The 26445-nt window shown below is 68.4% G+C and carries 20 protein-coding genes; 8 read left to right on the forward strand and 12 right to left on the reverse strand.

Annotated features, from left to right (window positions below):
- Window positions 1–123: 123 nt before the first annotated feature.
- The 4 genes from ACT009_RS08215 to ACT009_RS08230 form a co-directional block, all read right to left on the reverse strand.
- Window positions 124–861: a class I SAM-dependent methyltransferase gene (locus ACT009_RS08215; RefSeq protein ID WP_445194044.1), complete on the reverse strand. Its 738-nt coding sequence runs from the start codon at window positions 859–861 to the stop codon at window positions 124–126.
- Window positions 862–881: 20 nt separating this feature from the next.
- Window positions 882–2009, reverse strand: coding sequence for a peptide chain release factor 2 (gene prfB / locus ACT009_RS08220; RefSeq protein WP_445193849.1), 1128 nt, complete (start codon window positions 2007–2009; stop codon window positions 882–884).
- Between the two features lie 46 nt (window positions 2010–2055).
- Window positions 2056–4572 carry a penicillin-binding protein 1A gene (locus ACT009_RS08225; RefSeq protein WP_445194045.1) on the reverse strand — a complete coding sequence of 839 codons (2517 nt, stop codon included), beginning with the start codon at window positions 4570–4572 and terminating at the stop codon, window positions 2056–2058.
- A gap of 85 nt (window positions 4573–4657) precedes the next feature.
- Window positions 4658–5569: an N-acetylmuramoyl-L-alanine amidase family protein gene (locus ACT009_RS08230; RefSeq protein ID WP_445193850.1), complete on the reverse strand. Its 912-nt coding sequence runs from the start codon at window positions 5567–5569 to the stop codon at window positions 4658–4660.
- Between the two features lie 466 nt (window positions 5570–6035).
- Between ACT009_RS08230 and ACT009_RS08235 the strand changes: the two genes are divergently transcribed.
- The 5 genes from ACT009_RS08235 to ACT009_RS08255 all read left to right on the forward strand — a co-directional run bounded on the left by ACT009_RS08235 (window position 6036) and on the right by ACT009_RS08255 (window position 12806).
- Window positions 6036–8783 (forward strand): Rne/Rng family ribonuclease, encoded by a 2748-nt coding sequence (locus tag ACT009_RS08235; protein WP_445194046.1) that lies wholly within the window; start codon window positions 6036–6038, stop codon window positions 8781–8783.
- 185 nt (window positions 8784–8968) lie between these two features.
- On the forward strand, window positions 8969–10321 hold the full coding sequence (locus ACT009_RS08240; RefSeq protein ID WP_445193851.1) for a M48 family metalloprotease: 1353 nt from the start codon (window positions 8969–8971) through the stop codon (window positions 10319–10321).
- A complete protein-coding gene (locus ACT009_RS08245; protein ID WP_445193852.1) occupies window positions 10318–11028 on the forward strand; it encodes a DsbA family protein in 711 nt (236 codons plus the stop codon). The genes ACT009_RS08240 and ACT009_RS08245 overlap by 4 nt, the downstream gene beginning before the upstream one ends.
- Window positions 11029–11083: 55 nt before the next feature.
- Window positions 11084–12010, forward strand: a complete 927-nt coding sequence (locus tag ACT009_RS08250) for an ABC transporter ATP-binding protein (RefSeq protein WP_445193853.1) — start codon at window positions 11084–11086, stop codon at window positions 12008–12010.
- Between the two features lie 34 nt (window positions 12011–12044).
- The gene (locus ACT009_RS08255) at window positions 12045–12806 is read left to right on the forward strand and encodes an ABC transporter permease (RefSeq protein WP_445193854.1); all 762 of its coding nucleotides are present in this window, start codon (window positions 12045–12047) and stop codon (window positions 12804–12806) included.
- Between the two features lie 142 nt (window positions 12807–12948).
- Here ACT009_RS08255 and ACT009_RS08260 read toward each other — a convergent pair whose 3' ends face one another.
- The 5 genes from ACT009_RS08260 to ACT009_RS08280 all read right to left on the reverse strand — a co-directional run bounded on the left by ACT009_RS08260 (window position 12949) and on the right by ACT009_RS08280 (window position 18235).
- On the reverse strand, window positions 12949–14823 hold the full coding sequence (locus ACT009_RS08260) for a CocE/NonD family hydrolase (protein WP_445193855.1): 1875 nt from the start codon (window positions 14821–14823) through the stop codon (window positions 12949–12951).
- A gap of 141 nt (window positions 14824–14964) precedes the next feature.
- Window positions 14965–15726 carry a CPBP family intramembrane glutamic endopeptidase gene (locus ACT009_RS08265; RefSeq protein ID WP_445193856.1) on the reverse strand — a complete coding sequence of 254 codons (762 nt, stop codon included), beginning with the start codon at window positions 15724–15726 and terminating at the stop codon, window positions 14965–14967.
- The gene (gene glpX / locus ACT009_RS08270; protein WP_445193857.1) at window positions 15726–16694 is read right to left on the reverse strand and encodes a class II fructose-bisphosphatase; all 969 of its coding nucleotides are present in this window, start codon (window positions 16692–16694) and stop codon (window positions 15726–15728) included. The genes ACT009_RS08265 and glpX overlap by 1 nt, the downstream gene beginning before the upstream one ends.
- Before the next feature lie 60 nt (window positions 16695–16754).
- The gene (dapD, locus tag ACT009_RS08275) at window positions 16755–17573 is read right to left on the reverse strand and encodes a 2,3,4,5-tetrahydropyridine-2,6-dicarboxylate N-succinyltransferase (protein ID WP_445193858.1); all 819 of its coding nucleotides are present in this window, start codon (window positions 17571–17573) and stop codon (window positions 16755–16757) included.
- The gene (locus ACT009_RS08280; protein WP_445193859.1) at window positions 17570–18235 is read right to left on the reverse strand and encodes a pyrimidine 5'-nucleotidase; all 666 of its coding nucleotides are present in this window, start codon (window positions 18233–18235) and stop codon (window positions 17570–17572) included. Before ACT009_RS08280 ends, dapD begins: the two co-directional genes overlap by 4 nt.
- A 141-nt stretch (window positions 18236–18376) precedes the next feature.
- Here ACT009_RS08280 and ACT009_RS08285 point away from each other — a divergent pair, with 141 nt between their 5' ends.
- Together ACT009_RS08285 and ACT009_RS08290 are read left to right on the forward strand one after the other, a co-directional pair.
- Window positions 18377–20755, forward strand: coding sequence for a S8 family serine peptidase (locus ACT009_RS08285; protein ID WP_445193860.1), 2379 nt, complete (start codon window positions 18377–18379; stop codon window positions 20753–20755).
- A gap of 244 nt (window positions 20756–20999) precedes the next feature.
- Window positions 21000–21998 (forward strand): LLM class flavin-dependent oxidoreductase, encoded by a 999-nt coding sequence (locus tag ACT009_RS08290; RefSeq protein ID WP_445193861.1) that lies wholly within the window; start codon window positions 21000–21002, stop codon window positions 21996–21998.
- On the opposite strand, the gene ACT009_RS08295 is transcribed toward ACT009_RS08290, so the two are convergent.
- The 3 genes from ACT009_RS08295 to ACT009_RS08305 all read right to left on the reverse strand — a co-directional run bounded on the left by ACT009_RS08295 (window position 21995) and on the right by ACT009_RS08305 (window position 24489).
- A complete protein-coding gene (locus ACT009_RS08295; RefSeq protein WP_445193862.1) occupies window positions 21995–23392 on the reverse strand; it encodes a sensor histidine kinase in 1398 nt (465 codons plus the stop codon). The two genes, ACT009_RS08290 and ACT009_RS08295, sit on opposite strands and share 4 nt — an antisense overlap.
- Window positions 23393–23400: 8 nt before the next feature.
- Window positions 23401–24066 (reverse strand): response regulator transcription factor, encoded by a 666-nt coding sequence (locus ACT009_RS08300; protein WP_375420132.1) that lies wholly within the window; start codon window positions 24064–24066, stop codon window positions 23401–23403.
- A 126-nt stretch (window positions 24067–24192) separates the two neighbouring features.
- Window positions 24193–24489: a PepSY domain-containing protein gene (locus ACT009_RS08305; protein WP_445193863.1), complete on the reverse strand. Its 297-nt coding sequence runs from the start codon at window positions 24487–24489 to the stop codon at window positions 24193–24195.
- Between the two features lie 101 nt (window positions 24490–24590).
- Here ACT009_RS08305 and ACT009_RS08310 point away from each other — a divergent pair, with 101 nt between their 5' ends.
- On the forward strand, window positions 24591–26372 hold the full coding sequence (locus ACT009_RS08310; RefSeq protein ID WP_445193864.1) for an ABC-F family ATP-binding cassette domain-containing protein: 1782 nt from the start codon (window positions 24591–24593) through the stop codon (window positions 26370–26372).
- The last annotated feature ends 73 nt before the right edge of the window (window positions 26373–26445 follow it).

Genomic DNA, 26445 nt, shown 5'->3' on the forward strand with positions numbered 1-26445 from the left:
GCCCCCCTGTGCTCCCGACCTCCATTGTGCTCCCGCGCAGGCGGGAGCCCAGGGCCCAGCAGAACCGCGAGCCGTAGCACTACGTATCCCTGGGTCCCCGCCTGCGCGGGAACACGGCGAGTCCTACCGCACCGCCACACCCACCCGGCAGGCCTTGATCGCCCCCGGCTCCGGCCGCGGGCCGACCGCCCTGAACGTTGCGAGATACCCGCCCGCCGACGGCATGTCGCTCATCGATTCCTGCCGATATCCGACCGCCGCGAACTCGCACTTCAGCAGCGCCGGCGGCGTTCCGTGGTTGCGGGTCATGCGGTTGGCGTCGACCACCACCACTAGCCCGTCGGGCTTCAGCGACGGCCGCATCCGCCACAGAAATTCATAGGGCTGCTCGATCTCATGGTACATGTGCACCATGAGCACCCGGTCGAAGCTCGCCGGCGGCAGCCGCGGGTCGGCGGGCATGCCCAGCCGCACGCTGACATTCTCCAGCCGCTCGCGCGCGACGCGGTCCGCCAGCGTATCGCGGACCTGCGCGACGATGTCCTCGGCGAGCACCCGCCCGTCCTTGCCGACCCGCGCCGCCATGCGGATCGTGTAATAGCCTTCGCCCGCGCCGATATCGGCAACGGTCATGCCGCGCTTGATCCCGGCCTTGTCCATCACCTCGTCGGCTTCGTTGAGGCGATCGCGCGCCTCCTCGTTCGACCAGCGCGACGACACGATGTGCGCGACCGGGCGGTCGGGCGCGGGGAACGGCCCGGGCCGCTCCGGCTCGCGCTTGATCAGCGGCTTGGAACCGTCGCACGCCACCGCTAGCAGCACGCTGGCGATCAGCAGCCCGCGCGCACCCGCGCGCAACAGCGTCCGGACCGGCGTCGCGATCAATCCACGTCCTCCACCTCGACCGCCTCGCCGGTCACCCGCTGCGACAGCGCCGCCGCCATGAACGGGTCGAGATCGCCATCGAGCACGTCGCTCGGCGCGGTCGAGGTCACGCCGGTGCGCAGGTCCTTCACCATCTGGTACGGTTGCAGCACGTAGCTGCGGATCTGGTGGCCCCAGCCGATGTCGGTCTTGGCCGCATTCTCCGCGTTCGCGGCCTGCTCGCGGATCTGCAGCTCGCGTTCGTACAGCCGCGCGCGGAGCTGGTTGTACGCCTCCGCCTTGTTCTTGTGCTGCGATCGCTGGTTCTGGCACTGCACCACGATACCGGTCGGGATATGCGTGATCCGAACCGCCGAATCGGTGGTGTTGATGTGCTGCCCGCCCGCGCCCGACGCCCGGTAGGTGTCGATCCGCAGATCGCTCTCGTTATACTGGACGTCGATATTGTCGTCGACGACCGGATAGACCCACACGCTGGCAAACGAGGTGTGGCGCCGTGCCGCGCTGTCGTACGGGCTGATCCGCACCAGCCGGTGCACCCCGCTCTCGGTCTTGGCGAAGCCGTACGCGTTCTCGCCCTTCAGCAGCAGCGTCGCCGATTTGATCCCGGCCTGCTCGCCCGAATGCTGGTCGATCAGCTCGACCTTCATGCCGCGGCGCTCGGCCCAGCGGGTGTACATGCGCTGGAGCATGCCCGCCCAGTCCTGGCTCTCGGTGCCGCCGGCGCCCGCATTGACCTCGACATAGGTGTCGTTGCCGTCGGCCTCGCCCGCCAGCAGCGCCTGCACCTTGTCGTGATCGGCGCGCTTGGCGAGCGCGGCGAGGCTCTCCACCCCGTCCGCCTCCATCTGCGTGTCGCCCTCGGCTTCGGCCATTTCGATCAGCTCGACGGTGTCGTCGAGTTCGGACTGGATCGCGCGGGTCGCGCCGATCGCCTCGTCCAGCCGGCGGCGCTCGCGCATCACCTCCTGTGCGGCCTTGGGATCGTTCCACAGCGCCTGGTCCTCGACCCGCGCGTTGAGTTCGTCGAGTCGGCGAAGCGCACGATCCCAGTCGAGGAAGCGACGCAGCAGCGCCAGCGCCTCGTTGATCGTGTCGACATGAGCCTGCGCTTCGGCGCGCATGATGTTTCTCCAGAACCGGATAGAAGCCGGCGATATAGGAAGGCGGCTAGTAGATTCCGCCTTGTTGTTGCAAGAACTCGCTGTCGCGCGGTGCCTCGGCCTTGCGCGCGGCGGCGGTCGGGGAGGCGGTCGGCGCCGGGTCAGAATGGCGCGAGCGGCGACGCGGCTCGCTCTCCGGCTTGAACGCTTCCCAGATCACCCCGGCCTTGGGATCGCCCCCGGTCGGCCAGGCGCCGTACACCGGACGGCCGCTGCCGCGATCGATCCGGACCATGCGAATGCCGGGCGGCGCGCGGAAGGGCATCTTCTCCAGCCCCTCATACGCCTTCACCGCGAATTCCTTGAAGATCGGCGCCGCGAAGGTGCCGCCTTGCGCATAGCCGCCGAGATTGGTCGGCGAATCATAGCCGACATAAAGCCCGCCGATGAACTGCGGCGTCCCGCCGATGAACCACACGTCGGTCGGTCCCGAGGTCGTGCCGGTCTTGCCGAACATCGGCCGGTCGAGATCGCGCAGCACCGTCGCGGTGCCGCGCTGGATCACGCCTTCGGTGATGTGGACCATCTGGAACGCGGTCTGCGCGTCGATCACCTGCTTGCCGCGCACCGGCGGGCGCGGCATCGCCTGGCCGGTCCAGTCACGCGCGTTGCAGCCGTCGCAGCCGCGCCAGTTCTCGGGCCAGATCACCTTGCCGTGTCGGTCTTGGACGAAATCGATCAGCGACGGCTCGTGCGCGCGCCCCTGGTTGGCGAGCGTCGCATAGGCGTTGACCATCTTGCTGACCGTGGTCTCGCCGGCACCGAGCGCGAAAGCGAGATAGGGCGGATAGGTGCCGACCCCCATCCGCTTCATCGTGTCGACGACCCGCGGCATGCCGGTCTGCGCTGCGGCGCGCACCGTCATCAGGTTGCGCGATTGCTCGATCCCCCAGCGCATCGTGTGCGGCCCCGCCGCGCGCATGTTGGCGAAGTTGCGGAAGCATTTCTGCCCGAGCCGCGCGCCCTGATAGACGCAGAACGGCCCGTCGACGATGATCGACGCCGGGGTCATCCCGTTTTCCAGCGCCGCCGAATAGACGATCGGCTTGATCGTCGATCCCGGCTGGCGCTCCGCCTGGGTGGCGCGGTTGAACGAGGCGATGCGGCTGTCGAAGCCGCCTTGCATCGCCAGCACGCGCCCGGTCGCCGGCTCCTCGACCACGAACCCGCCCGAGATCCGTGGCACTGCGCGGAGCGCGAAGCTGCCGCCCGACGGCGCCACCGCGATGATGTCGCCCGGCTGGATCGCGGCGAAGGCGGTGCCGCCCTTGCCGCGCACCGGCATCTGCGCGGCGTCGCGCGGCAGCGTCGCGGTCTGCCCGTTGGCGAAGCCGATCGTCCAGGCCCCGCCGTCGCGCGCGATCGCGATCGCCGCACGCCAATCGGCATAATCGAGCGCGATGTTGGTGTTGAGCAGCGGCTGCAGCCAATTGTCGCCGTCGATCTCGACATGCCGCATCGGCCCCGACCAGCCCCGACCGCGATCGTAGCGCAGCAGCCCGTTGCGCAGCGCCAGCGCCGCCAGATCCTGCAGCCGCCGGTCGAGCGAGGTGCGCACCCACAGCCCGCCCTCGTAGACGCTCGAGCTGCCGTCGCGCGCGGTTTCGCCGAACTTGCGGATCAGCTGGCGGCGGACCTCCTCGACGAAATAGCCGCCGACCGATTCGAACTTGGGCGTCCGCCGCAGCACCGTGCCGAGCGGCTCGGCAACCGCGGCACTGCGCTGCGCCGGGGTGATGAAACCGTTGCGCAGCATTTCCGACAGCACATAGTTGCGCCGCTGCAGCGCCCGCTCGGGGTGCCGGACGGGATCGTAGTTCGACGGTCCCTTCGGCAGGATCGCGAGGTAGGCGAGCTGCTCCAGCGTCAGTTCGGTCAGTTCCTTGTCGAAATAGGCGTGGCTCGCCGCCTCGACGCCGAACGCGTTGCGGCCGAGCGCGATCTGGTTGAGATATAGCTCCAGGATCTGCGGCTTGGTCAGCGTGTCTTCGATCCGGTAGGCGAGGATCGCCTCCTTCAGTTTGCGCGTCGGCGAATACTCGCTGCCGATCAGCAGGTTCTTGGCGACCTGCTGGGTGATCGTCGATCCGCCCTTGGCGCGACGGCCGCTGCCGATCTTCGCCGCATAGTCGATCACCGCGCCCGCCAGGCCGGGATAGTCGACGCCGTGATGCTCGAAGAAGGTCTTGTCCTCCGCCGCCAGGAACGCCTTCACCAGCAGCGGCGGATATTCGGCGTAGGACAGCTCGACCCGGCGTTCGCGGGCGTAGGACTGGATCGGGGTGCCGTCGATCCCGCGGACGTTGGTCGGCAGCGGCGGCTCGTATGCGCGCAGCTTGTCGACCGACGGCAGGTCGCGGACGATCAGCAGCCACAACAATGCCAGCGCGATCACGCCGACCAGCGTCAGCAGCGCGATCAGCTTCACCCACCACCGCGTCCATGCCCGCGCGGCGACGGCACGCACGCCCCCCGCATCGCGGGTCAGCCTGAAGCGGGTGGAGCTGGGTGGATCGGACGCCATATACTTGTCGGCCACCGTTTAGCAGATCGGCCACCGCACGCCAGCGCATCGTTTTCGGGTGAGGTCGGCGCAACCCCGATGTGGTTTAGCGCGCCACCATTCGCTTCGCGAAATACACCTCGACCGCGCGGCGGACGCTCTCCGAAATTCGTTGGCGACCCTCCGGGCTGTCGATAAACGCCGCGTCGACCGGGTTCGAGATATACCCCGTCTCGAACAGGATCGACGGCATGTCAGGGGCCTTCAGCACCATCAGCGACGCCATCCGGTGGAACTTGGCCTTGGTAGGGATCAGCGGCTTGGCCTCGCGGGCGAGCAGCCGCGCGAAGCCCGCCGACGCGTTCATCGTCTCGCGCTGCGCCAGGTCGATCAGGATCGACGACACGTCCGCGCTGGCATCGCCCAGGTTCACGCCAGCGATCACATCCGCCTTGTTCTCGCGCGCCGCGAGCCGTGCGGCTTCCTTGTCCGACGCGACCTCCGACAAGGTATAGACCGACGCCCCGGTCGCATCACCGTTGCCGACGCTGTCGCAATGCACGGAGATGAACAGATCGGCCTTCAATCGCCGCGCCACCCCGTAGCGTTCGCGCAGGATCAGGTAGCGGTCCTTGTCGCGGGTCAGCGCCACCCGTACCCGCCCGCTGGCGAGCAGTTCGTCGCGCATCGCCCGCGCGATCCGCAGCGTGACGTCCTTTTCACGAAGGCCGGTCAGGCTGTTGATCGCACCGGGATCGACCCCGCCATGCCCGGCGTCGATCACCACCAGCGGGCGATCCTCGTCGCCCGATACCTTGGGGAGACCGGCGGATCGTGCGCGCGGCGGCACCAGCCGCGATACCTTGTATTTGGGCCGTCCCGACAGGGCGCCCGAGATCCGATCCTCGGTGACTTTCACCCGATCGGCGACGCTCTCCGCCGCGCGCGCCGGTGCGGCGGCGATCGCCAGGCCGGCAATGGCCCATCCCGCGAAGGCCCGGGTCCAGTGATTGGCCATGAAAGTCCCTCTTCGCCGATCGTCTCGTGTCGCCGCTGCGTCGACCGTAGCAGATTGTAGTTAACGAGTCGTTTACATCCTTTCCGCGCAGCGCGTTACGCGCGGGCAGTGCGGCAAAAGTGCGCCAGTTGCGGTGCGAACGAGGCGATGCTACCACTCGTTACGTACCCGTGCATCGTGCCATTTCGAAACGCGACGCACCGGTCCCCGCCCCTTCCTGGGGACGGCTTCAACAGGTTGACGTTCGCAATGATGCATTTGCCCCATGCCCGTACCCGCCCGGCCTTCGCCGGCGGATGCGCGAGCGTGCCGGCGGCGCAGGGCCCTGCCGTTCGGCGTGCCCCCCGGCCTGACTTGCGAACAGACGCATCTTCGCCTTCCATCCGCGCGCCGCATCGGCGCGCACATCGTCGCGCGCCGACCGTAGTCACGGGGCGCGCGTGGAGACCATTCAATGACGACGCGCATGCTGATCGACGCACGCCACCGGGAAGAAACCCGCGTGGCCGTGGTCAAGGGAAACCGGATCGAGGAATTTGACTTCGAATCCGCCGAGCGCAAGCAGCTCAAGGGAAACATCTACCTCGCCAAGGTGACGCGGGTCGAACCGTCGCTGCAGGCGGCGTTCATCGATTACGGCGGCAATCGCCACGGCTTTCTCGCGTTCAGCGAGATCCATCCCGATTACTACCAGATCCCCAAGGAGGATCGCGACGCGCTGCTGCGCGAAGAGGCCGAGCACGCCGCCGAAGAGGCTGCGCTGCGCGCCGAGCATGACGACGACGACGATCTCGACGACGGCATCGAGGAGGTCGAGCGCGGCGACGACGAGGGCACCTCGTCGGGCGACGATCACGACGACGACGACCATGACGACGAGATCGACGGCGAGGCCGAGGGCGCCGCACCCCGCGCGCCCAAGCGTGGCCGCAGCGCCAACGAGGATCAGGTCGAGGCGCTTCGCCAACGCCGGATGAACCTGCGCCGCCGCTACAAGATCCAGGACGTGATCCATCGCCGCCAGGTGCTGCTCGTCCAGGTCGTGAAGGAAGAGCGCGGCAACAAGGGCGCGGCGCTGACCACCTATTTGTCGCTCGCCGGCCGTTACTGCGTGCTGATGCCCAACACGTCGCACGGCGGCGGGATCAGCCGCAAGATCAGCAATGCGGGCGACCGCAAGCGGCTGAAGTCGATCATGGCGGACATGAAGCTGCCGCCGTCGATGGGCTGCATCGTCCGCACCGCGGGGCTCCAGCGCACCAAGGTCGAGATCAAGCGCGACTTCGATTATCTCGCCCGGCTGTGGGACGGGATCCGCGAGACCACGCTCGGCTCGTCCGCGCCCGCGCTCGTCTATGGCGACAGCGACCTGATCAAGCGCGCGATCCGCGACATCTACAACAAGGACATCGACGAGGTGATCGTCGAGGGCGACGACGGCTATCGCCAGGCCAAGGAGTTCATGAAGCTCCTGATGCCGAGCCACGCTCGCCGCGTGAAGCAATATGCCGATGCGGTGCCGCTCTACCAGCGCGCCGGGGTCGAGGATCAGCTCGCCGCGATGTACCATCCGGTCGTGCAGCTGAAGTCGGGCGGCTACCTGGTCATCAACCCGACCGAGGCGCTGGTGTCGATCGACATCAACTCGGGCCGGTCGACCCGCGAACATAATATCGAGCAGACCGCGACCGCGACCAATCTGGAGGCCGCGCAGGAAATCGCGCGTCAGCTCCGCCTGCGCGACATGGCCGGCCTCGTCGTGATCGACTTCATCGACATGGACAACGGCTCGAACGTCCGCAAGGTCGAGAAGGCGATGAAGGACGCGCTCAAGAACGACCGCGCCCGCATCCAGGTCGGCCGCATCTCGTCGTTCGGCCTGATGGAGATGAGCCGCCAGCGCCTGCGCACCGGCGTGCTCGAAGCCTCCACCCGCGCCTGCCCGCATTGCGAGGGCACCGGGCTGGTCCGCACCGCATCGTCGGCGGGCCTCAGCGCGCTGCGCCTGATCGAGGACGAGGCCGCGCGCGGCCGCGGATCGATCCTGACGCTCCGCGCGAGCCAGGAAGCCGCCTTCTACGTGCTCAACCAGAAGCGCTCGGACATCGCCGAGATCGAGGATCGCTACGGCGTCCATGTCGAGATCCTCGCCGGCAACGACGAGGAAGGCGCGCGGATGTCGGTCGAAGCCGCCGGCCCGCCGCCAGCCCACGCGCCGAAGTTCGAACTCCTCGTCGAGGAGGAAGAGGACGATTACGTCGAGGAGATCGACGCCGAGGAGGACGAGGAACCCGCCGAGGACGAGGCCGAGCAGCCCCGCGCCGACCGTACCGACCGTGCGCCCCGCGAAGAGCGCAGCGGCGAGGAAGGCGAGGGCCGCGGCAAGCGCCGCCGTCGTCGTCGCGGCCGTGGTCGCGGTCGCCGCGACGAGCAGGGCGAGGGCAATGGCGAGGCCGGCGACCAGCCGCTCGCCACCGACGCCGAGTATGAAGGCGATGCCGAGTACGAGGGTGAAGCCGAGGGCGAGACCGCTATCGATGGCGAGGCTGCACCCGAGTTCGTCGGCGAACAGCCGGTCGGCGAGGACGGCGAAGGCCGGCGTCGTCGCGGGCGTCGCGGTCGCCGCGGTGGTCGTGGCGGACGCGGTGGTCAGAACGACACCGGCGCCGATGCGGTCGCCGAGGCGCGCGAGATCGAGCCGGTCGCGGACGTCGAGCCCGCCGCCGAGGTCGAGGCACAGCCCCAGGCTCCGGTCGAAGCGGCGCCCGCTGCCGACGCGCCGAAGACCCGCCGCCGCCCGCGCGCCCGTGCCAAGGCACCGGCCGGCGAGGTCGCGGCCGAGGCTCCGGTAGCCGAAGCACCCGCCGAAGAGGCAGTGACCGAGGCACCGTCTGAGGAAGCCGCCCCCAAGCCGCGCCGCTCGCGTCGCAAGGCGGCCCCCGCCGCCGATACCGCACCGGTCGAGGCGCCCGAGCCCGAAATAGCCGCCGAACCGGCCGAGAAGCCCAAGCGCCGCCCGGCGCGCAAGCGTCCCGCCGCGGGCACCGATGCGCCCGGCTCCACCCCGGAAGCGGACGCAGCCGATGTCGCCGGTTCGCCGGTGTCGCCCGGCCCCGACGCCACGGCGCCTGCCAACGACACCGACGGCGACAGCGACGACGGCGAATCCGGCCCGCCGCGGCGCGGCTGGTGGCAGCGCACCTTCGGCGCCTGATCCACAACGCCGATTACTGACGATGGGCGGGCAGCAAGCGATGCTGCCCGCCCATTGCGCTGTTCGAGCTCCGCCCGGAGCCAGCTGCAGCTTCCCCGGCGAAGGCCGGGCAACCGCTGAGCTTGACGGCGCCTCCGCACCACAAGCGATTGTCCCGCCGCGCTAAATCGACGATAAGCGCGTCCATGAAGCGTATAGTCGCCGCCTTCGCCGCCTCGATCCTGCTCTTCGCCCAGCCCGCCGCCGCCCAGTCGATCCTGCGCGATGCCGAGACGGAGGCGATGTTCAAGGACATGTCGGCGTCGATCATCAAGGCGGCGGGGCTGTCGACCCGCGACGTCCAGGTCGTGCTGATCAACGACGATTCGATCAACGCCTTCGTCGTCGGCGGGCAGACCGTCTACGTCCATTCGGGACTGATCCAGGCCGCGGACAACGCCAACCAGGTCCAGGGCGTGATCGCGCACGAGATCGGCCACATCGCCGACGGCCATGTCGCGCTCGCCGATGCCGGCACCAAGCCGGCGATGGGAATCACCCTGCTGTCGATGGTCCTCGGCGTCGCCGCGATCGCCGCCGGTAGCGGCGAGGCGGGCGCCGGGATCATGGCCGCGGGGCAGCAGGCGGGGCTCGGCAAGTATCTCGCCTTCACCCGCACCCAGGAGGCCAGCGCCGACGCCGCGGGCGCGCGCTACCTCAACACCGCCGGGGTCAGCGGCAAGGGCATGATCAGCTTCTTCAAGAAGCTCCAGCAGCAAGAATATGGCTACGGGCTCGCCAACATCGATCCGTTCATGCAGAGCCATCCGCTGTCGGGCGAGCGCATCGCGAACCTCACCAACGACCTGCAGACCGCGCCGGCGTGGAACGCCAAGCCCGACGCCGCGCTGGAGGAACGCTTCAAGCGGGTGAAGGCCAAGCTCCAGGGCTATGTCGCGACGCCCGAACGTACGCTCGCGGAATATCCGGCCACCGACAATTCGGTCTACGCACATTATGCCCGTGCCTATGCCTATCACAAGGCGGGCTACCCCGACAAAGCCGATGCCGAGGCCGCGGCGCTGATCGGGGCCAAGCCCGACGACCCCTATTTCCAGGAGATTCAGGGCCAGATCCTGCTCGAGGCCGGCCGCCCGCGCGATGCGCTGGCGCCGCTCCGCGCCGCGACCGCGGGAACCGGCAACAACCCGCTGATCGCGACCACTTTCGGCCACGCGCTGATCGCGACCGAGGACAAGGCCAATTACGCCGAGGCGGTGAAGGTTCTGCGGATCGCGGTCAATCGCGACAACGAGAACCCGTTCGCCTGGTATCAGCTCGGCACCGTCTACGAACTCACCGGCGACACCGCACGCGCCGCGCTCGCAACCGCGGAGCAGGCGAGCATGAACGGCGATCACCGCACTGCCGCCCAGTCCGCCTCCTACGCGCTTGCCAACATCCCCGCGAACACCACCGACTGGATCCGCGCACAGGACATCGCGATGGCCGCGCAGAACGACATGGAAGACAATCCCAAAAAGTATAAGCGTCGATGAGGCGCTGGACGATGCCGCTGGTCGCGCTGCTCGGCGCAGCGATCGGCGGCGGCGCGATCTGGAGCTACGATCGCGCCGCCGTGCCCGCCGGCGCCGATCGGGCGCAAATCGAACGCGTGGTGCATGATTACGTGCTCGCCAATCCGGAGATCATTCCACAGGCGATGCAGCGCCTGCAGGAACGCGAATCGGGCAAGCTCGTCGCCGCCAACCGCGCCGCGATCACCACGCCGTTCGGCAGCGCCTGGTCGGGCAATCCGAAGGGCGACGTCACCGTCGTCGAGTATTTCGACTATAATTGCGGCTATTGCCGCGCCAGCCTGCCGAGGATCGCGGACCTGCTGGCGCGCGACCGCGGCATCCGCCTGGTCTACCGCGACATGCCGATCCTCGCCGAGACCAGCCGCGACGCCGCGCGCGCCAGCCTTACCGCTGCGCAGCAGGGGAAGTTCCAGGCGTTCCACGACGCGCTCTATGCAGCCGGCCCGGTGAGTGCGCAGACCATCGCCGCCGCCAGCGCGCGGGCCGGGGTGAGCGGCGCCGCCGATCCCGCCACGATCGACAGCGAGATCGCGCGCAATCTCGAAACCGCGGCCAAGCTGGGCATGACCGGCACCCCCAGCTGGGTGATCGGCGACCGGGTGCTGTCGGGCGCGCTGCCGGTCGAGGAACTCGAACGCGCGGTGGCAGCGGCACGCGGCAAATAGCCGCGCCCCTTCTCTTGCCCGGCGCGCGACCCTATCTGGTCGCCAAAGGGGCACCATGACCGCAAGCATCCTCACCGTGTCCGGCGTGTCGAAGACCTACGCCGGTGGCACCACCGCGCTCTCGCCGGTCGATCTGGCCATCGACAAAGGCGAGATTTTCGCGCTGCTCGGCCCCAACGGTGCGGGCAAGACGACGCTGATCAGCATCATCTGCGGCATCGTCACGCCGAGTTCCGGCAGCGTCACCGTCGCCGGCCATGACGTCGTCACCGATCCGAAGGCCGCGCGCCGCCTGATCGGCCTCGTCCCCCAGGAATTGTCGGTCGACATGTTCGAAACGGTGCTCGCCACCGTCACCTTCAGCCGCCGCCTGTTCGGCCGCTCGGGCCACAGCGCCTATATCGAGGAGGTGCTGCGCGACCTGTCGCTCTGGGACAAGCGCCACGCCAAGATCATGGAACTGTCCGGCGGCATGAAGCGCCGCGTCCTGATCGCGAAGGCGCTGAGCCACGAGCCCGACATCCTGTTCCTCGACGAACCTACCGCAGGCGTCGACGTCGCGCTGCGCCGCGACATGTGGAAGCTCGTCCACCGCCTTCGCGCGAAGGGCACGACGATCATCCTCACCACCCATTATATCGAGGAGGCCGAGGAGATGGCCGACCGCGTCGGGGTGATCGACAAGGGCAAGCTGCTGCTGGTCGAGGAAAAGGCCGCGCTGATGAAGAAGCTCGGCAAGCGCACCCTCGATCTCGCCTTGGCGGAGCCGCTCGCGGCGCTGCCCGGCGATTTCGACGATTGGCAGCTGACGCTCGAGAACGACGGCAACACGCTGCGCTATATCTTCGACGCCACCGAGGAACGCACCGGCATCCCCACCCTGCTCACCCGCCTCGCCGAACGCGGCATCGCCTTCAAGGATCTGGAGACAAGCAAGTCGAGCCTGGAGGACATCTTCGTCGACCTGGTCGGCCACCGGTGATGCGCTGCGCCACAATCCGCCTGGGAACCCGAGCATGAATTATCACGGCATCTGGGCGATCTACCGGTTCGAGATGGCGCGCGCGCTGCGCACCCTGTGGCAAAGCCTGGTCACCCCCGTTCTCACCACCTCGCTCTATTTCATCGTGTTCGGCGGCGCGATCGGCAGCCGCATGCAGGAGGTCGGCGGGGTCGGCTATGGCAGCTTCATCGTCCCCGGGCTGATCATGCTCTCGCTGCTCACCCAGAGCATCTCCAACGCCTCGATCGGCATCTACTTCCCGAAGTTCACCGGCACGATCTACGAGCTGCTGTCCGCCCCTGTATCGGCGATGGAGATGGTGATCGGCTATGTCGGCGCGGCGACCACCAAGTCGGTGATCCTCGGCTTGATCATTCTCGCCACCGCGGCGTTCTTCGTGCCGCTGCGGATCGAACACCCGCTGGCGATGATCGCCTTCCTGATCCTCACCTCGGTCGCGTTCAGCCTGTTCGGCTTCATCATCGGAATATGGGCGAAGGGCTTCGAACAGCTCTCCTTCGTACCCGCCTTGCTGATCACCCCGCTCACCTTCCTGGGCGGCGCCTTCTACTCGATCGACATGCTGCCCCAGCCGTGGCGGACGGTCAGCCTGTTCAACCCGGTGGTCTATCTGGTCAGCGGCTTCCGCTGGAGCTTCTTCGGCACCGGCGACGTCGCGGTCGGCGTCAGCCTTGCGGTGACTGGGCTGTTCCTCGCGCTCTGCCTCATCGCCATCGCCTGGATCTTCCGCACCGGCTGGCGCCTGAAGAATTGAACGCGCATCGCGCGTAAACACCACCCCGGCGAAGGCCGGGGCCCAGTTATGCAGGTGGAGGTTACGGAGGACGGCGCACGATTACCGCCGTTCGCCCGCCTGGGCCCCGGCCTTCGCCGGGGTGGTGCGTGGAAGCAACCGACTACCGCATCACCGGCAACGTCACCCGCGATCCCGCACAAACCTTCTGCGTCGCCGCCACGTAATCCGCCGGTTGTGCGCGCGCAATGTTGGCCACGAAGCGTTGCGGGTTGCGGTCGATCATCGGGAACCAGGTCGACTGCACTTGCACCATCATCCGGTGCCCCTTGCGGAACACGTGATCGTGATCGCGCAACGGGATGTCCCACGCCACCACCTTGCCCGGCACCAGCGCCTGCGGCCGGGTGTCGCTCGCCAGGAAGCGGCCGCGACGCACCTCCATCGCGATTGGCAGCTGATAGCCGTTCAGCTGCGTCGTATAGTCGCCGAGCTTGGCGGTGGTCGGATCGTAAGGCTGGGTGTCGTCGGGCAGCACGTCGATCAGCTTGATCACGAAATCGCTGTCGGTGCCGCTCGTCGAAGCCATCAGCGTCGCCGCGATCGCGCCGGTCACGGTCAAGTCCTCGGTCAGCGGCGTCGAGACATAGCTCAGCACATCCGGCCGATGATCGACGAAACGCTGATCGTCCGATTCCCATTGCCGCCATTCGGGCGCGGGATAGGTCGGCGAGATCGGCCGCGCACGGAACGGTACCGGGTTGGCGGGATCGGACACATAGCTGCGGCACGCCTCCCCCGCAGCGGGCGCGGCGAACGACAGCGTGCCGTCGGCATGCAGATACAGTTCGGTCGCGCGCGCGCCGGCGGGGGGCCACGCCTTGTAGGTCTTCCACAGGTTCGATCCCGACTGGAACATCTTCGCGCCGAAATCGGGCCGCGCGCCCTTACCGTGCAGCCAGTAGCGGAAGAACGGCGCCTGGATCTCGTCCTTGAACTGGTCGCCGCTCGCGGTCCCCAACGGGATCCGTCCGAGCATGTCCCCCTTGCCCTGCCACCCGCCATGGTTCCACGGCCCCGCGACGATCTGCGCCAGGCCATTGGGGTCATTGCGCTTCTGCCGCGCATAGATCTGCCACGACCCATAGGGATCCTCCTGATCCCAGAAGCCCGCGACGTTCAGCGTCGGCACCGTCGTCTTGCCCAGCGTGTCGGACCAGCGCTGCCCGGTATAGAAATCGTCGTGGTTCGGATGATCGAGCAGCTTGGTGAACATCGGCACCGCGCCCTTGAAGAAATTGCGGTCGATCGACTCGGCCGTTCCCTGTTCCAGGAAGAACGAATACGTGTCGACGCCCGGATAGACGAACGCCTTGTTCTGCGTCTTGTCGAGCTGCAGCGACGATACCCAGTCGGTCGCATAGGACAGCCGCAGCGCGCCGTTGCGGTGGAGATCGTCGGACTGCCAATAATCGATCCAAGCGGCCTGGGGGCTGACCGCCTTCAGCGCCGGATGCGGCTTGGCCAGCGCGACTGCGGCGGCGAAGCCCGGATAGGACACACCCCACATCCCGACCTTGCCGGTATTGGCGGGGACGTTCTTCACCAGCCAATCGATGGTGTCGTAGGCATCGGTCGCCTCGTCGACTGCCTTCGGATCCTTCGGGTGTACCGCGGTCGACAGCGTGAACACGCCGTCCGACTTGAACCGCCCCCGCATCGACTGGAACACGAGAATATAGCCGTCGTCTAGCATCGACTTGTACCGCGCCGCGAAGCTCGCCGGCAGCGCCTCGTCGGGCACCCCGTACGGCGTGCGCTGGAGCAGGATCGGCAGCTTGGCGCCGTTGCCGCGCGGTCGCATGATCACCGTCTGCAGCTTGGCGCCGTCATGCATCGGGACCATCACCTCCTGGTAGGTGAACGGCGACTCCTGCTCCTCCTGCTCCGCGGCGGGCGCGGTCTGCGCGGTCGAGATCGTCGGTGCGGACACCGCCAGCGCCGCCCCGGCCAACCAATGAAGACGCTTCGATCGCATGCCCGCACTCCCCGATTTCAAGTCAAGCTAACGCCAATCGGGTCGGAAGAGTAGGGACGAAACGCACCCCCCAAACACCACCCCGGCGAAGGCCGGGGCCCAGTTACGCAGGTGGAGATAGCGGAGCGATGCGCGCGATTACTACGTTCTCCCAGCTGGGCCCCGGCCTCCGCCGGGGTAGTTGCGAGAGACGACACCCCCAACCACCGGCCGCACCACCAGTGCATTGAGATTGATCGCACCGTGCACCGCAATCGCCAGCCACAGCTCACCGCTCCCCAGATACACCGCCGCCAGCACCGCCCCCGCCGCGCCGGTCGCTGCCATCCCCCTCCAGCCCTGATAGCGGTGCACCGCCGCGAAGGCTGCCAGCGCAATGACCAGCCCCGCAACCGCGCTCCCCGTCGTCACCGCGACTGCCAGCGGCAGGAACAGTCGGAAGAACAGTTCCTCGACCACGCTCGAAACCAGTGCCAGCGCCGCCGCCCAGCACAGCTCTCCGGCGTCGCGCGGCATCAGCCCCGCGCCGCCGATCGGCAGCGCCGCCGGCTTCCCGCGCGCACGCGCGACCAGCAGCATCGCCACGAGCAGTATCTCGCCCGCCGCCAGGCCGATCGCCGCGGCATCGACGAAGCTCTCCGGCTCGGCCACCGCCATCAGCGGCGCGCGCAGCGGCGCGAGTTCCGCCGGAAAGTGCCACAGCGCTTCAATCCGGCCGAGCAGCGCCAGTCCGGCCAGCGACGACAGGCCGAACGCCAGCAACCCTCGCCGGATCGTTTGCCGATAGCGTCGCCGTGCCCGGTCGCGGTCGAGCGTCGCCAGCGCGGGCATGCCGCCGCGCCCGCCGCGCACATACCAGGCGACGATGGCGAACCCGGCGACCGCCAGCAGCGCCGCGAGCATCAGAGCCGGTGTTCGCCCTTCACCCAGCGCACCGTGCCCGACGATGCGCGCATCACCACGCTTTCGGTGGTCATGATCTTGGCCTTGCGCTTGACGCCCTGGAGCAGGGATCCGTCGGTCACGCCGGTCGCGGCGAAGATGCAGTCGCCGCGCGCGAGCTCAGTCAGATCGTACTGCTTGTCGAGATCGGTCACGCCCCATTTCGCGGCCCGCGCGCGCTCGTCGTCGTTGCGGAACAGCAGCCGGCCCTTGAACTGGCCGCCGACGCAGCGCAGCGCCGCGGCGGCCAGCACGCCCTCCGGCGCGCCGCCCGATCCCATATAGATGTCGATCGTCGTGTCGGGATTGGTCGTCGCGATCACCCCCGCGACGTCGCCGTCGCCGATCAGCATGATTCCGCAGCCGAGCGCGCGTAGCTCCGCGATCAGCGCCTCGTGCCGCGGCCGATCCAGCACGCAGGCGATGATGTCGCGCGGGCTGACGCCCTTCGCCGCGGCGAGCGCGGTGACGTTCTCGGTCGGGGTCCTGTCGAGATCGATGATCCCCTCCGGATAGCCCGGTCCGACCGCGATCTTGTCCATGTAAACGTCGGGCGCGTGGAGCAGCCCGCCCTCCTCCGCGATCGCCAGTACCGCCAGCGAGTTCGGCCCCGCGGTCGCGCAGATCGTGGTGCCCTCCAGCGGATCGAGCGCAATGTCGATCTTGGGGCCGGAGCCGATCGCCGAGCCGACCTTCTCGCCGATGAACAGCATCGGCGCCTCGTCGCGCTCGCCCTCGCCGATCACCACGGTGCCGTCCATGTACAGCGAATTGAGCGCCTCGCGCATCGCCTCCACCGCCGCCGCGTCCGCCGCCTTCTCGTCGCCGCGCCCGACCAGCGTCGACGCCGCGATCGCCGCGGCCTCGGTAACGCGGACCATCTCCAGCACGAGAACGCGGTCGAGTACCTGGCTGGCGGTGGCGGTCATGATCATTCCCTCTTGATGTCGGTACGGCGGTAGGCAGCGGCGATGACGCTGTCGAGACGATCAGTCGCGCAGCAGCTCGTTGATGCTGGTCTTGGAGCGCGTCTGCGCATCGACCCGCTTGACGATCACCGCGCAATAGAGCCCCAGGTTGCCGCCGCTGGATCCCGGCACCACCACCGCATAGGGCGGCACCTCGCCCTTGAAGACCTCGCCGGTCGCGCGGTCGATGATCTTGGTCGACGCGCCGAGATACACCCCCATCGACAGCACCGCGCCCTCGCCGACGCGCACGCCCTCCGCGACTTCGGACCGCGCCCCGATGAAGGCGCCGTCGCCGATGATCACCGGATCGGCCTGCAGCGGTTCGAGCACCCCGCCGATCCCCGCGCCGCCCGACAGATGGACGTTCTTGCCGATCTGCGCGCAACTGCCGACCGTCGCCCAGGTATCGACCATCGTGCCCGCGCCGACATGCGCACCGATGTTGACGAAGCTCGGCATCAGGATCGCGCCCGGCGCCACATAGGCGCCGCGGCGCACGACGCTGCCCGGCACCGCGCGGAAGCCCGCGGCTCGGAACTCGGCCTCCGACCAGCCCGAGAATTTGGACGGCACCTTGTCGAACCAGTGCCCCGCCCCGGGCCCGTTGTCGATCAGCCGGTTGTCGTTCAGCCGGAACGACAGCAGCACCGCCTTCTTCAGCCACTGGTTGATCCGCCAGCCCCCCGCACCATCGGGCTCCGCGACCCGCGCCTCGCCCGCGTCGAGCAGTGCCAGTGCCTGGTCGACCGCGTCGCGCGTCGCGCCCGCGGTTTCGAACCCAACGCCCGCGCGATCTTCCCACGCCGCGTCGATCGTCGCCTGCAAATGCTGGGTCATGCTGCCTCCAAGATGGTCTCGAGCCACGGCGCGAGCGCGTGGACGGTGAAATCGATATAGCTGCGGTCGGCGTCGCTCGCCTGTTCGGATCCGTTGTCGACCCACACCGTGGTCATCCCGATCGCCTTCGCGGGCGCCAGGTTGCGGGCCATGTCCTCGACGAACACCGAAGTCGCCGGATCGATATCGAATGCTGCGCACAGCCCCGCATAGGCGGAGGGATGCGGCTTCGGCACCAGCCCCATCGCGTGGATGTCGTGGACCGCCTCGAAGCTGCCGCCGAGCCCGATCCGGTCGAGCACCTTCAGCGCATAGGGGGTGTCGCCGTTGGTGAAGACCAGCTTGCGGCCCGGCAGCCGCGCGATCGCGGCGACCAGCGGCGCGTCCTGCTGCAGCACGTCCATCTCGACGTCGTGAACGTAATTGAGGAATCGCTGCGGATCGACGTCATGCTCGGCCATCAACCCGGCCAGCGTCGTACCGTGGCCGAGGAAATACTGTTTCTGGATGCGGTGTGCCTCCGCTGCATCGACGCCGAGGAAATCGCCGATGAAGACGGTCATCTTGACGTCGATCTGCGCGAATAGGTTCGCACTCGCGGGGTATAGCGTATTATCCAGATCGAAGATCCAGGTGCGGACATGGGCAAGGCGCGGGTGCATCGCGCGGGTCCTACGGTCCGTACCTCGATCCCGCAACGTCTTGGGGACGCGTTGCGGCTGCGAGACGTGTGGGGCGCGTTAGCCTCACGTAAAGTGAAGATGCCGCAAGTGGTTCGTCCTTCCGATCGAGGCCGCGGGAACATGACGACGTCGAGACTCTGGTTGCTGCGCACGACCGCCCTGATCGGCGTCACGCTGGTCGCTGCGTGCGGCGGCGGCGGCGGTGGCGTCGGCAGCACCCCCACGCCGCCGATCGCGACGACCCCGACCCCGACGCCGGTCCCCACGCCCGTCCCGACCCAGACCCCGCCGGTCAGCCCGACTCCGACGCCGGCACCGGCCCCGACTCCGGCGCCGACCCCCAGCACCGGTACCGTCGACACGCCGGAATATCGCGCCACCGTCGGCGCGGTGTCGATGAACGCGCTCGCCGCCTATCAGCGCGGCGCGACCGGCGCCGGGATCAGCATCGGCATCATCGACACCGGGATCGATGTCGACAGCCCCGAATTCGGCAGCCGCATCTCGTCCGCCTCGCAAAGCGTCGCCGGTAACGCTTCGATCGACGACGAAGGTGGCCACGGCACTGCGGTCGCGTTCACGATCGGCGGCCGCCGCAACGGATCGGGCACCCACGGCGTCGCCTATGATTCGACGCTGATCGTGCTGCGCGGCGACACCCCCGGCACCTGCGCGGCAGGGACCTCCACCGACGCCAGCGGCTGTTCGTTCAACGACGACAACATCGCCAAGGGGATCGATATCGCCCGCACTAGCGGCGCTCGGGTGGTCAACATCTCGCTGGGCGGCGACGACGGCGCCTCGTCCGCGCTGCTCGCCGCGGTAAACCGCGCCACCGCCGCCGGGATGGTCATCGTCGTCGCTGCGGGTAACGACGGCACCGCCAATCCTTCCGCCTCCGCCGCCTTCGCCAACCAGCCGGGGATCGCGCGCAACCTCGTCATCGTCGCCGGTTCGGTCGGCACCAACGACAGCCGCACCGCCGGCGCCGACGCGATCTCCAGCTTCAGCGACCGCGCCGGCGACAGCGCCGCGCATTTCCTGACCGCGGTCGGCGAGCGCGTCCGTGCGCCCGACGAGACCAACACGCCCTATCTCTGGTCGGGCACGTCGTTCGCGACACCGCAGATCACCGCGGCGGTCGCGCTGCTCGCCCAGGCCTTCCCGAACCTTACTGGCGCGCAGATCGTCGACCTGCTCTATCGCACCGCGCGCGACGCCGGCGCACCGGGGGTAGACCCGATCTACGGCCAGGGCGTGCTCGATCTCACCGCCGCATTCCAGCCGGTCGGCACGACGAGCGTCGCCGGATCGACGATGCCGGTGTCGCTGACCAGCAACGCCACGCTGTCCGCACCGATGGGCGATTCGGGGCGCGGCACGCTCGGCATGGTGATCCTCGACAGCTACAACCGCGCCTTCGCGGTCGATCTCGGCACCACCATCCGCCCCGGCGTGCAGAGCCGCACGCTCGGCGGCGTGCTGCTGTCGCGGCAGCGCAGCGTCGCGGTCGCCAATGCCGGCATGACGGTGTCGATGACGATCACCCCGCGCGCCAACGGCGATGTGGTCCTGTCGCGCTCCACCCTCGCCCGCGCCGACGCCGATGCCGGCCGCGCGATCGCGGGCACGGTGATGCAGCGGATCGCCCGCGACACCGCCGTCGGCTTCGCCTTTTCTCAAGGAAGCACCAGCCTCACCGCGCAGATGAGCGGCGTCTCGCAGCCCGCCTTCCTGCTCGCCGGAATCGGCGGCGTCGGGTTCGAGAACATCGCAGGGTCGGCGAGCGCGATCCGCCAGCAGCTCTGGGGTATCGGCGTCTCCGCCGCTGCGGAGACCGGCGACGTGCTCGCCCGCCGCGACCAGCAGTTCGCCGCGCTCGGCAGCTATCGCCGCTTCGGCTACGACCGCTTCACCGTCGCGCTCGACAAGACCTTGGGCGGCCTCTCCGCCTTGGTCACCGCGGCCCGGCTAGACGAGCACGACACGCTGCTCGGCGCGCGCTTCGACGGCGGCCTCGGCGCGCCGCGCGCGGTCAGCTGGTTCGTCGATGCGGTCGCACGGTTGCGGCTTGGTGACGGCTGGTCGGTCGGCGGCTCGCTGCGCCGCGGCTGGAGCCAGGCGCGACTCACCGGCGCGATCGGCGGCACCGGCCTGCTCCGCACCGGTGCGTTTGACGCTGACATCGGCAAGGACGGGGTGTTCGGCGGCGACAGCATCGGCCTGCGCGTCGCCCAGCCGCTGCGGGTCGCGTCGGGCGGCATCGATTACCGCCTGCCGACCGGCTACGACTATGCCACCGAGCTGGTGAACGCCTGGACCGTCCAGCGGCTCGATCTCGCCCCCGCCGGCCGCGAGCTCGACATCGAGGCGCGCTACAGCGCCTATCTGATCGGCGGCGCGCTCCAGACCAACCTCTACTGGCGCCGCCAACCCGGCAACATCGCCGCGGCACCGGCCGACCTCGGCCTGGCGCTCCGCTGGGCGCGTGGATTCTAGCACCGGGTACGCTGCTGGCCCGCACCCGTCGCCTAGGCGAGAAGATTGGTTCGCGCAGAGACGCGGAGAACGCGGAGGCGGCACGAGCGCGGCAGCTTTGATACCCCCATAACGAAGCGCCACATCTGCGCCACATCCACCCTCTCTGCGTCCTCCGCGTCTCTGCGCGAACACTCTTCCTGGCTGCGCCGACCGCCCCGCAAGCAGATTTGCATCGTGCGCGCACTACCCCCATCTCCCATCCATGACCGCATATTCCCTCCTCGATCTCGTCCCCGTCGTCGAAGGCGGCACCGTCGCGGGTGCGCTCGCCAATGCCGCGGACCTCGCCGCGCATGCCGAACGGCTCGGCTTCACCCGCTACTGGGTCGCCGAGCATCACGGCATGACCGGCATCGCCAGCGCCGCGACCGCGGTCGTGATCGCGCATGTCGCCGCGGCGACGCGGACGATCCGGGTCGGCGCGGGCGGGATCATGCTCCCCAATCATGCCCCGCTGGTGATCGCGGAGCAGTTCGGAACGCTCGACGCGCTGTTCCCGGGCCGCATCGATCTCGGCCTCGGCCGCGCACCCGGCTCCGACCAACGCGTTGCGCGCGCGATGCGCCGGACGCTGGAGACAGACGCCAACGCCTTCCCGCAGGATGTGCTCGAATTGCAGAGCTATTTCGCCGACGATGGCCAGACCGGGATCAGCGCTACGCCCGGTGCCGGCGCGAACGTCGACATGTGGATCCTCGGATCCAGCACCTTCGGCGCGCAACTCGCCGCCGCACTCGGCCTGCCCTACGCCTTCGCCTCGCATTTCGCGCCCGACGCACTTGATCAGGCGATCGCGATCTATCGTCGCGACTTCCGCCCCTCCGCGCGCCTGGCGCGTTCGCACGTGATGGCGGGGTTCAACGTCTTTGGCGCCGACACCGACGAGGAGGCGGAGCTGCTCGCCTCGTCGCAGCAGCAGGCGTTCGTCGCGCTGCGCACCGGCAACCCGCGCCAGCTGCCGCCGCCCGTCCCCGGCTATCGCGCCTCGCTGCCGTCGCAGGGCAAGGCGATCCTCGATCACGTCCTACAATGCTCCGCGGTCGGCGGCCCCGCGACCATCGCACGCGGCATCGCGGCGTTCGTCGAGCGTACCGGGGTCGACGAACTGATGCTCACCAGTTCGATCTTCGATCACCAGGCCCGCAAGCGCAGCCTGACCATCGCCGCCAACGCGGTCGGCGACCTGAAGCTCGCCGCCTAGCCCCCGCTGGCGGCGGGCAGCCGCAACCGCACCAGCAGTCCGCCAAGATCCTCGCTCTCCTCGAGCGCGACCGTTCCGCCATAGATCTCGGCGACGTCGCGCACGATCGCCAGGCCCAGCCCGGTGCCCGGCTTGCCCGTATCCAGCCGCACGCCGCGATCGAAGATCCGCACCCGCTGTTCCTCGGGAATGCCCAAGCCGTCGTCCTCGACCAGGAACTCGACGAAGCCCGCCTGAGCCGCGACCGTCACGAACACGCTGCCGCCGCCATATTTCGCGGCGTTCTCGATCAGATTGCCGAGCATCTCGTCGAGATCCTGGCGCTCGACATGGACCTGCAGCGTCTTCGGACCGGTCACGTCGATCCGCACGTGGCGATAGAGCCGGGCCACCGCGCGTTCGACCGACTCCAGGCTCGGCCACACCGCGGCGCGGCTGTGCGCCGATCCACGCCGTCCGACCGCGCGCGCCCGCGCGAGATGATGGTCCACCTGCCGCCGCATCGTCCGCGCCTCGCGGATCACGGTCTCGCCCAGATCGTCGGCGTCGGCAGTCGCGGCGTTCATGATTACCGTCAGCGGCGTCTTCAACGCGTGCGCGAGGTTGCCCGCGTGCCGGCGCGCCTCCTCCGCCTGGGTTTCGTTGTGCTCGACCAGCGCGTTCAGCTCCTCGACCATCGGCGCGAGTTCGTCGGGCATGCCGCGGTCGATCCGGTTCGACTGTCCCGCGCGCATCCGTGCGATCTCCTCACGCACCTTGCGCAGCGGCCACAGCCCGTAAAAGGTCTGCAACGCCGCCAGCAGGATCAGCCCGACGCCGAGTAGCGCGAAACTGCGTACCAGCGTCCGCCGAAGCGCCGCGATCTGCGCATCGAGCCCGTCGCGGGTCTGCGCCACCTGGAATCGCCAGTGCACCGGCGATCGCGGCAGCGTCACGTCGCGCTCCAGGATGCGCAATTTCTCGCCCTGGAATTGCAGGCTGTCATAGGCGTGGACCGCCCGATCGGTATGCTTCGGCCCGAACCGCAGCCGCCGGTCCCATAGCGAGCGCGACGCGAAGCTCTCCTGCCCCGGCGCCGACACCTGCCAGTAGAGCCCCGAATAGGGTTCGAGGAACAGCTGGTTGGCGGGTTCGCGGTTGAACAGCACCTCGTTGTCCGGCCCGATATCCGCGGTCACGATCAGCGCGGTCAGGACATATTCGAGCTGGTCGTCGAAGTTGCGCGTCACCGCGGTCACCAGCACGCGATCGAGCGCGAAACCGCCCCCGGCGAGCAGCAGCGCGATCCACGCCGCCGCGATCAGGATCATTCGCCGCGACAGCGATCCCGTCGTCTTGGGCGTCTGGCGCACCGGCGCCGCCGGTGCTTCGATGACGGCGGCCTCCTGGGTCATCGCACCCGTCAGGCGTCCGGATCTTCGAGGCTGTAGCCGAGCCCGCGGATCGTGGTGATCACGTCTTGCCCCAGCTTCTTGCGGATGCGCGTCACGAACACCTCGATGGTGTTCGAATCGCGATCGAAATCCTGGTCATAGATATGTTCGATCAACTCGGTCCGGCTGACCACCTTGCCCTTGTGGTGCAGCAGATAGCTCAGCAGCTTGTATTCCTGCGCGGTGAGCTTCACCGGCTCACCGGCCCGCGTCACCTTGCCCGACCGGGTGTCGAGGCGGATGTCGCCGGCGTTGAGCTCGGACGATGCATTGCCCGACGCCCGCCGGATCAGCGCCCGCAGCCGCGCGATCAACTCTTCGGTCTGGAACGGCTTGGCGACGTAATCGTCCGCGCCCGCATCGAGGCCCGCGACCTTGTCCGACCAGCTGTCGCGCGCGGTGAGCACCAGCACCGGCGCGGTCCGCCCCTCCTTGCGCCAGCGATCGAGCACGGTCAGTCCATCGACCTCGGGCAGCCCCAGATCGAGCACGATCGCGTCGTAATTTTCGGTGGAGCCGAGGAAATGCCCCTCCTCGCCGTCGGTCGCCAGGTCGATGGCATAGCCGGCGCCTTCCAGCGTGTTCTTCAATTGCTGGCCGAGATTTGGTTCGTCCTCGACGATCAGAACACGCATGGCTTTCCTTCCCTCACCTGTTTTCGCAACCGCGATACCACGAAGCCGCCTGAAGGAAACAACCTGTCGGCCGGCTGAACCCTGCTCCCGATCGCTCCCTCGCTTCAGCGGGGGAGGATTTAGTAATCACCGTCCGGTCCGGCCGATCACCTGTCCCGACCGTCCATCGACATCCACCCAGATCACCACCCCGTCGCGCAGGAACTTCAGCGTGTAGACTCCGGTGCCCGAATCGAAATCGACCCCGATATATTGCGCGCCCTTCATCGTCGGCACGACGCGGCCTTCGATCTCGCGCAGCCCGAGCAGCCGCCCGTCGCGGCGCGCGGCATAGGCGGTGGCCTGGTCGCTGCGGCGCTGGTCGAGCACCGGCGCGGCGGCGGTGGGGGCAGCGATCAGCAGGAGGGCGGAGATCATCGTCATCTTGCGTCGCATAGGCGGCTCGCATTGAACAGCCTGTGAATGGCGCCGATCGATCGCCCGCAACTTGCCGGGAGCGCCGCGGACCCCTACCTGCCGCGCACATGGCTGCCCCTATATTGTCTTTCGAAGGCCTTGGCTTGGTCCAAGGTTCCGGCTGGTTGTTCCGCGAGCTCGATATCCATGTCGGCCCGCGCGACCGGCTGGCGCTGATCGGCCGCAACGGTGCGGGCAAGACCACGCTGCTGAAGCTGCTCGGCGCGCGGATCGACGCCGACGAGGGCCGCCGCACGATCGTCCCCGGCACCCGTGTCGTCCTGCTCGAACAGGAACCCGATCTGCGCGGGGTCGCGACGCTCGACGACTATGTCATGGGCGGCGACGACGCGCCGCTGCGCCACGAGGCGGAGGCGATCGCCGACCAGCTCGGCATCGATCTGTCGCGCGATGCCGCGTCGGCGTCGGGAGGCGAGCGCCGCCGCGCCGCGATCGTCCGCGCGCTGGCGCAGGATCCCGACGTCCTGCTCCTCGACGAACCGACCAACCACCTCGACATCGCCGCGATCGAATGGCTGGAGGATTGGCTGAAGCGCTTCCGCGGCGCCTTCGTCGTGATCAGCCATGATCGTACCTTCCTCACCCGCCTGACCAAGCAGACATTGTGGCTCGATCGCGGTGCGATCCGCCGTGCCGAGATCGGCTTCGGCGGGTTCGAAGCCTGGACCGAGCAGGTCTATGCCGAGGAGGCGCGCGCCGCCGAGCGCCTCGACGCGCGGCTCAAGATCGAGGAGCATTGGCTGCTCCGCGGCGTCACCGGGCGCCGCCGCCGCAACCAGGGCCGGCTGTCGAAGCTGAAGGAGATGCGTGCCGAACGCGCCGCGATGATGGGGCCGCAGGGCGCCGCGAACCTGACGACGGGCACCGACGACGCGCGATCCAAGATCGTGATCGACGCCAAGCACGTGTCCAAGTCCTATGGCGACCGCACCATCATCGGCGATCTCACCCTGCGCGTCGCACGCGGCGACCGGATCGGGATCATCGGCCGCAACGGCGCGGGCAAGTCGACGCTGCTGAAGCTTCTGACCGGAGAGCTGCAGCCCGACACCGGCAGCATCCGCCTCGCCAAGACGCTCGACGCGGTGGTGATCGACCAGCAGCGCAGCCTGATGGCGCCCGAGAAGACCGTCCGCGAGGTCGTCGCGGACGGCGGCGACTGGATCGAGGTACTCGGCGTCAAGAAGCACATCCACGGCTATCTGAAGGAATTCCTGTTCGATCCCAACATGGTCGAGGCGAAGGTCGCGTCGCTGTCCGGCGGCGAACGTTCGCGGCTGTTGCTCGCGCGCGAATTTGCCCGCGCGTCGAACCTGCTGGTCCTCGACGAACCGACTAACGATCTCGACCTCGAGACGCTCGATCTACTGCAGGACGTGATCGGCGACTATGACGGCACCGTGCTGATCGTCAGCCACGATCGCGACTTCCTCGATCGCACCGTGACGATCACGCTCGGATTGGACGGCAGCGGCACGGTCGACGTGGTCGCCGGCGGCTACGAGGATTGGGAACGCCAGCGCAAGCCGCGGACCGAGGCGAAACGCGGCACCGCGAAGACGGCCGCCGCACCGCCTCCGCCGCCTGCTGCCAAGGCGAAGCTCACCTACAAGGACCAGCGCGACTACGACCAGCTGCCCGCGCGGATCGAGGAACTCGACGCCACCATCGCCCGCCACGAAGCCGCGATGGCCGACGCCGACCTCTACACTAGCGACCCCACGGCGTTCGCGAAACACGGCGCCGCGATCGACACCGCCCGCGCGCAGAAGGACGAAGCGGAACTGCGCTGGCTGGACCTGGCGGAACAGGTCGAAGCCTTGGGGTGAGGTAATGCTCGGTGCTCCTGCGGAGGCAGGAGCCCAGGGTCACAAGCGTCGACGCCAATAACCCTGGGTTCCT

This window comes from Sphingomonas sp. Tas61C01, from assembly GCF_052567495.1.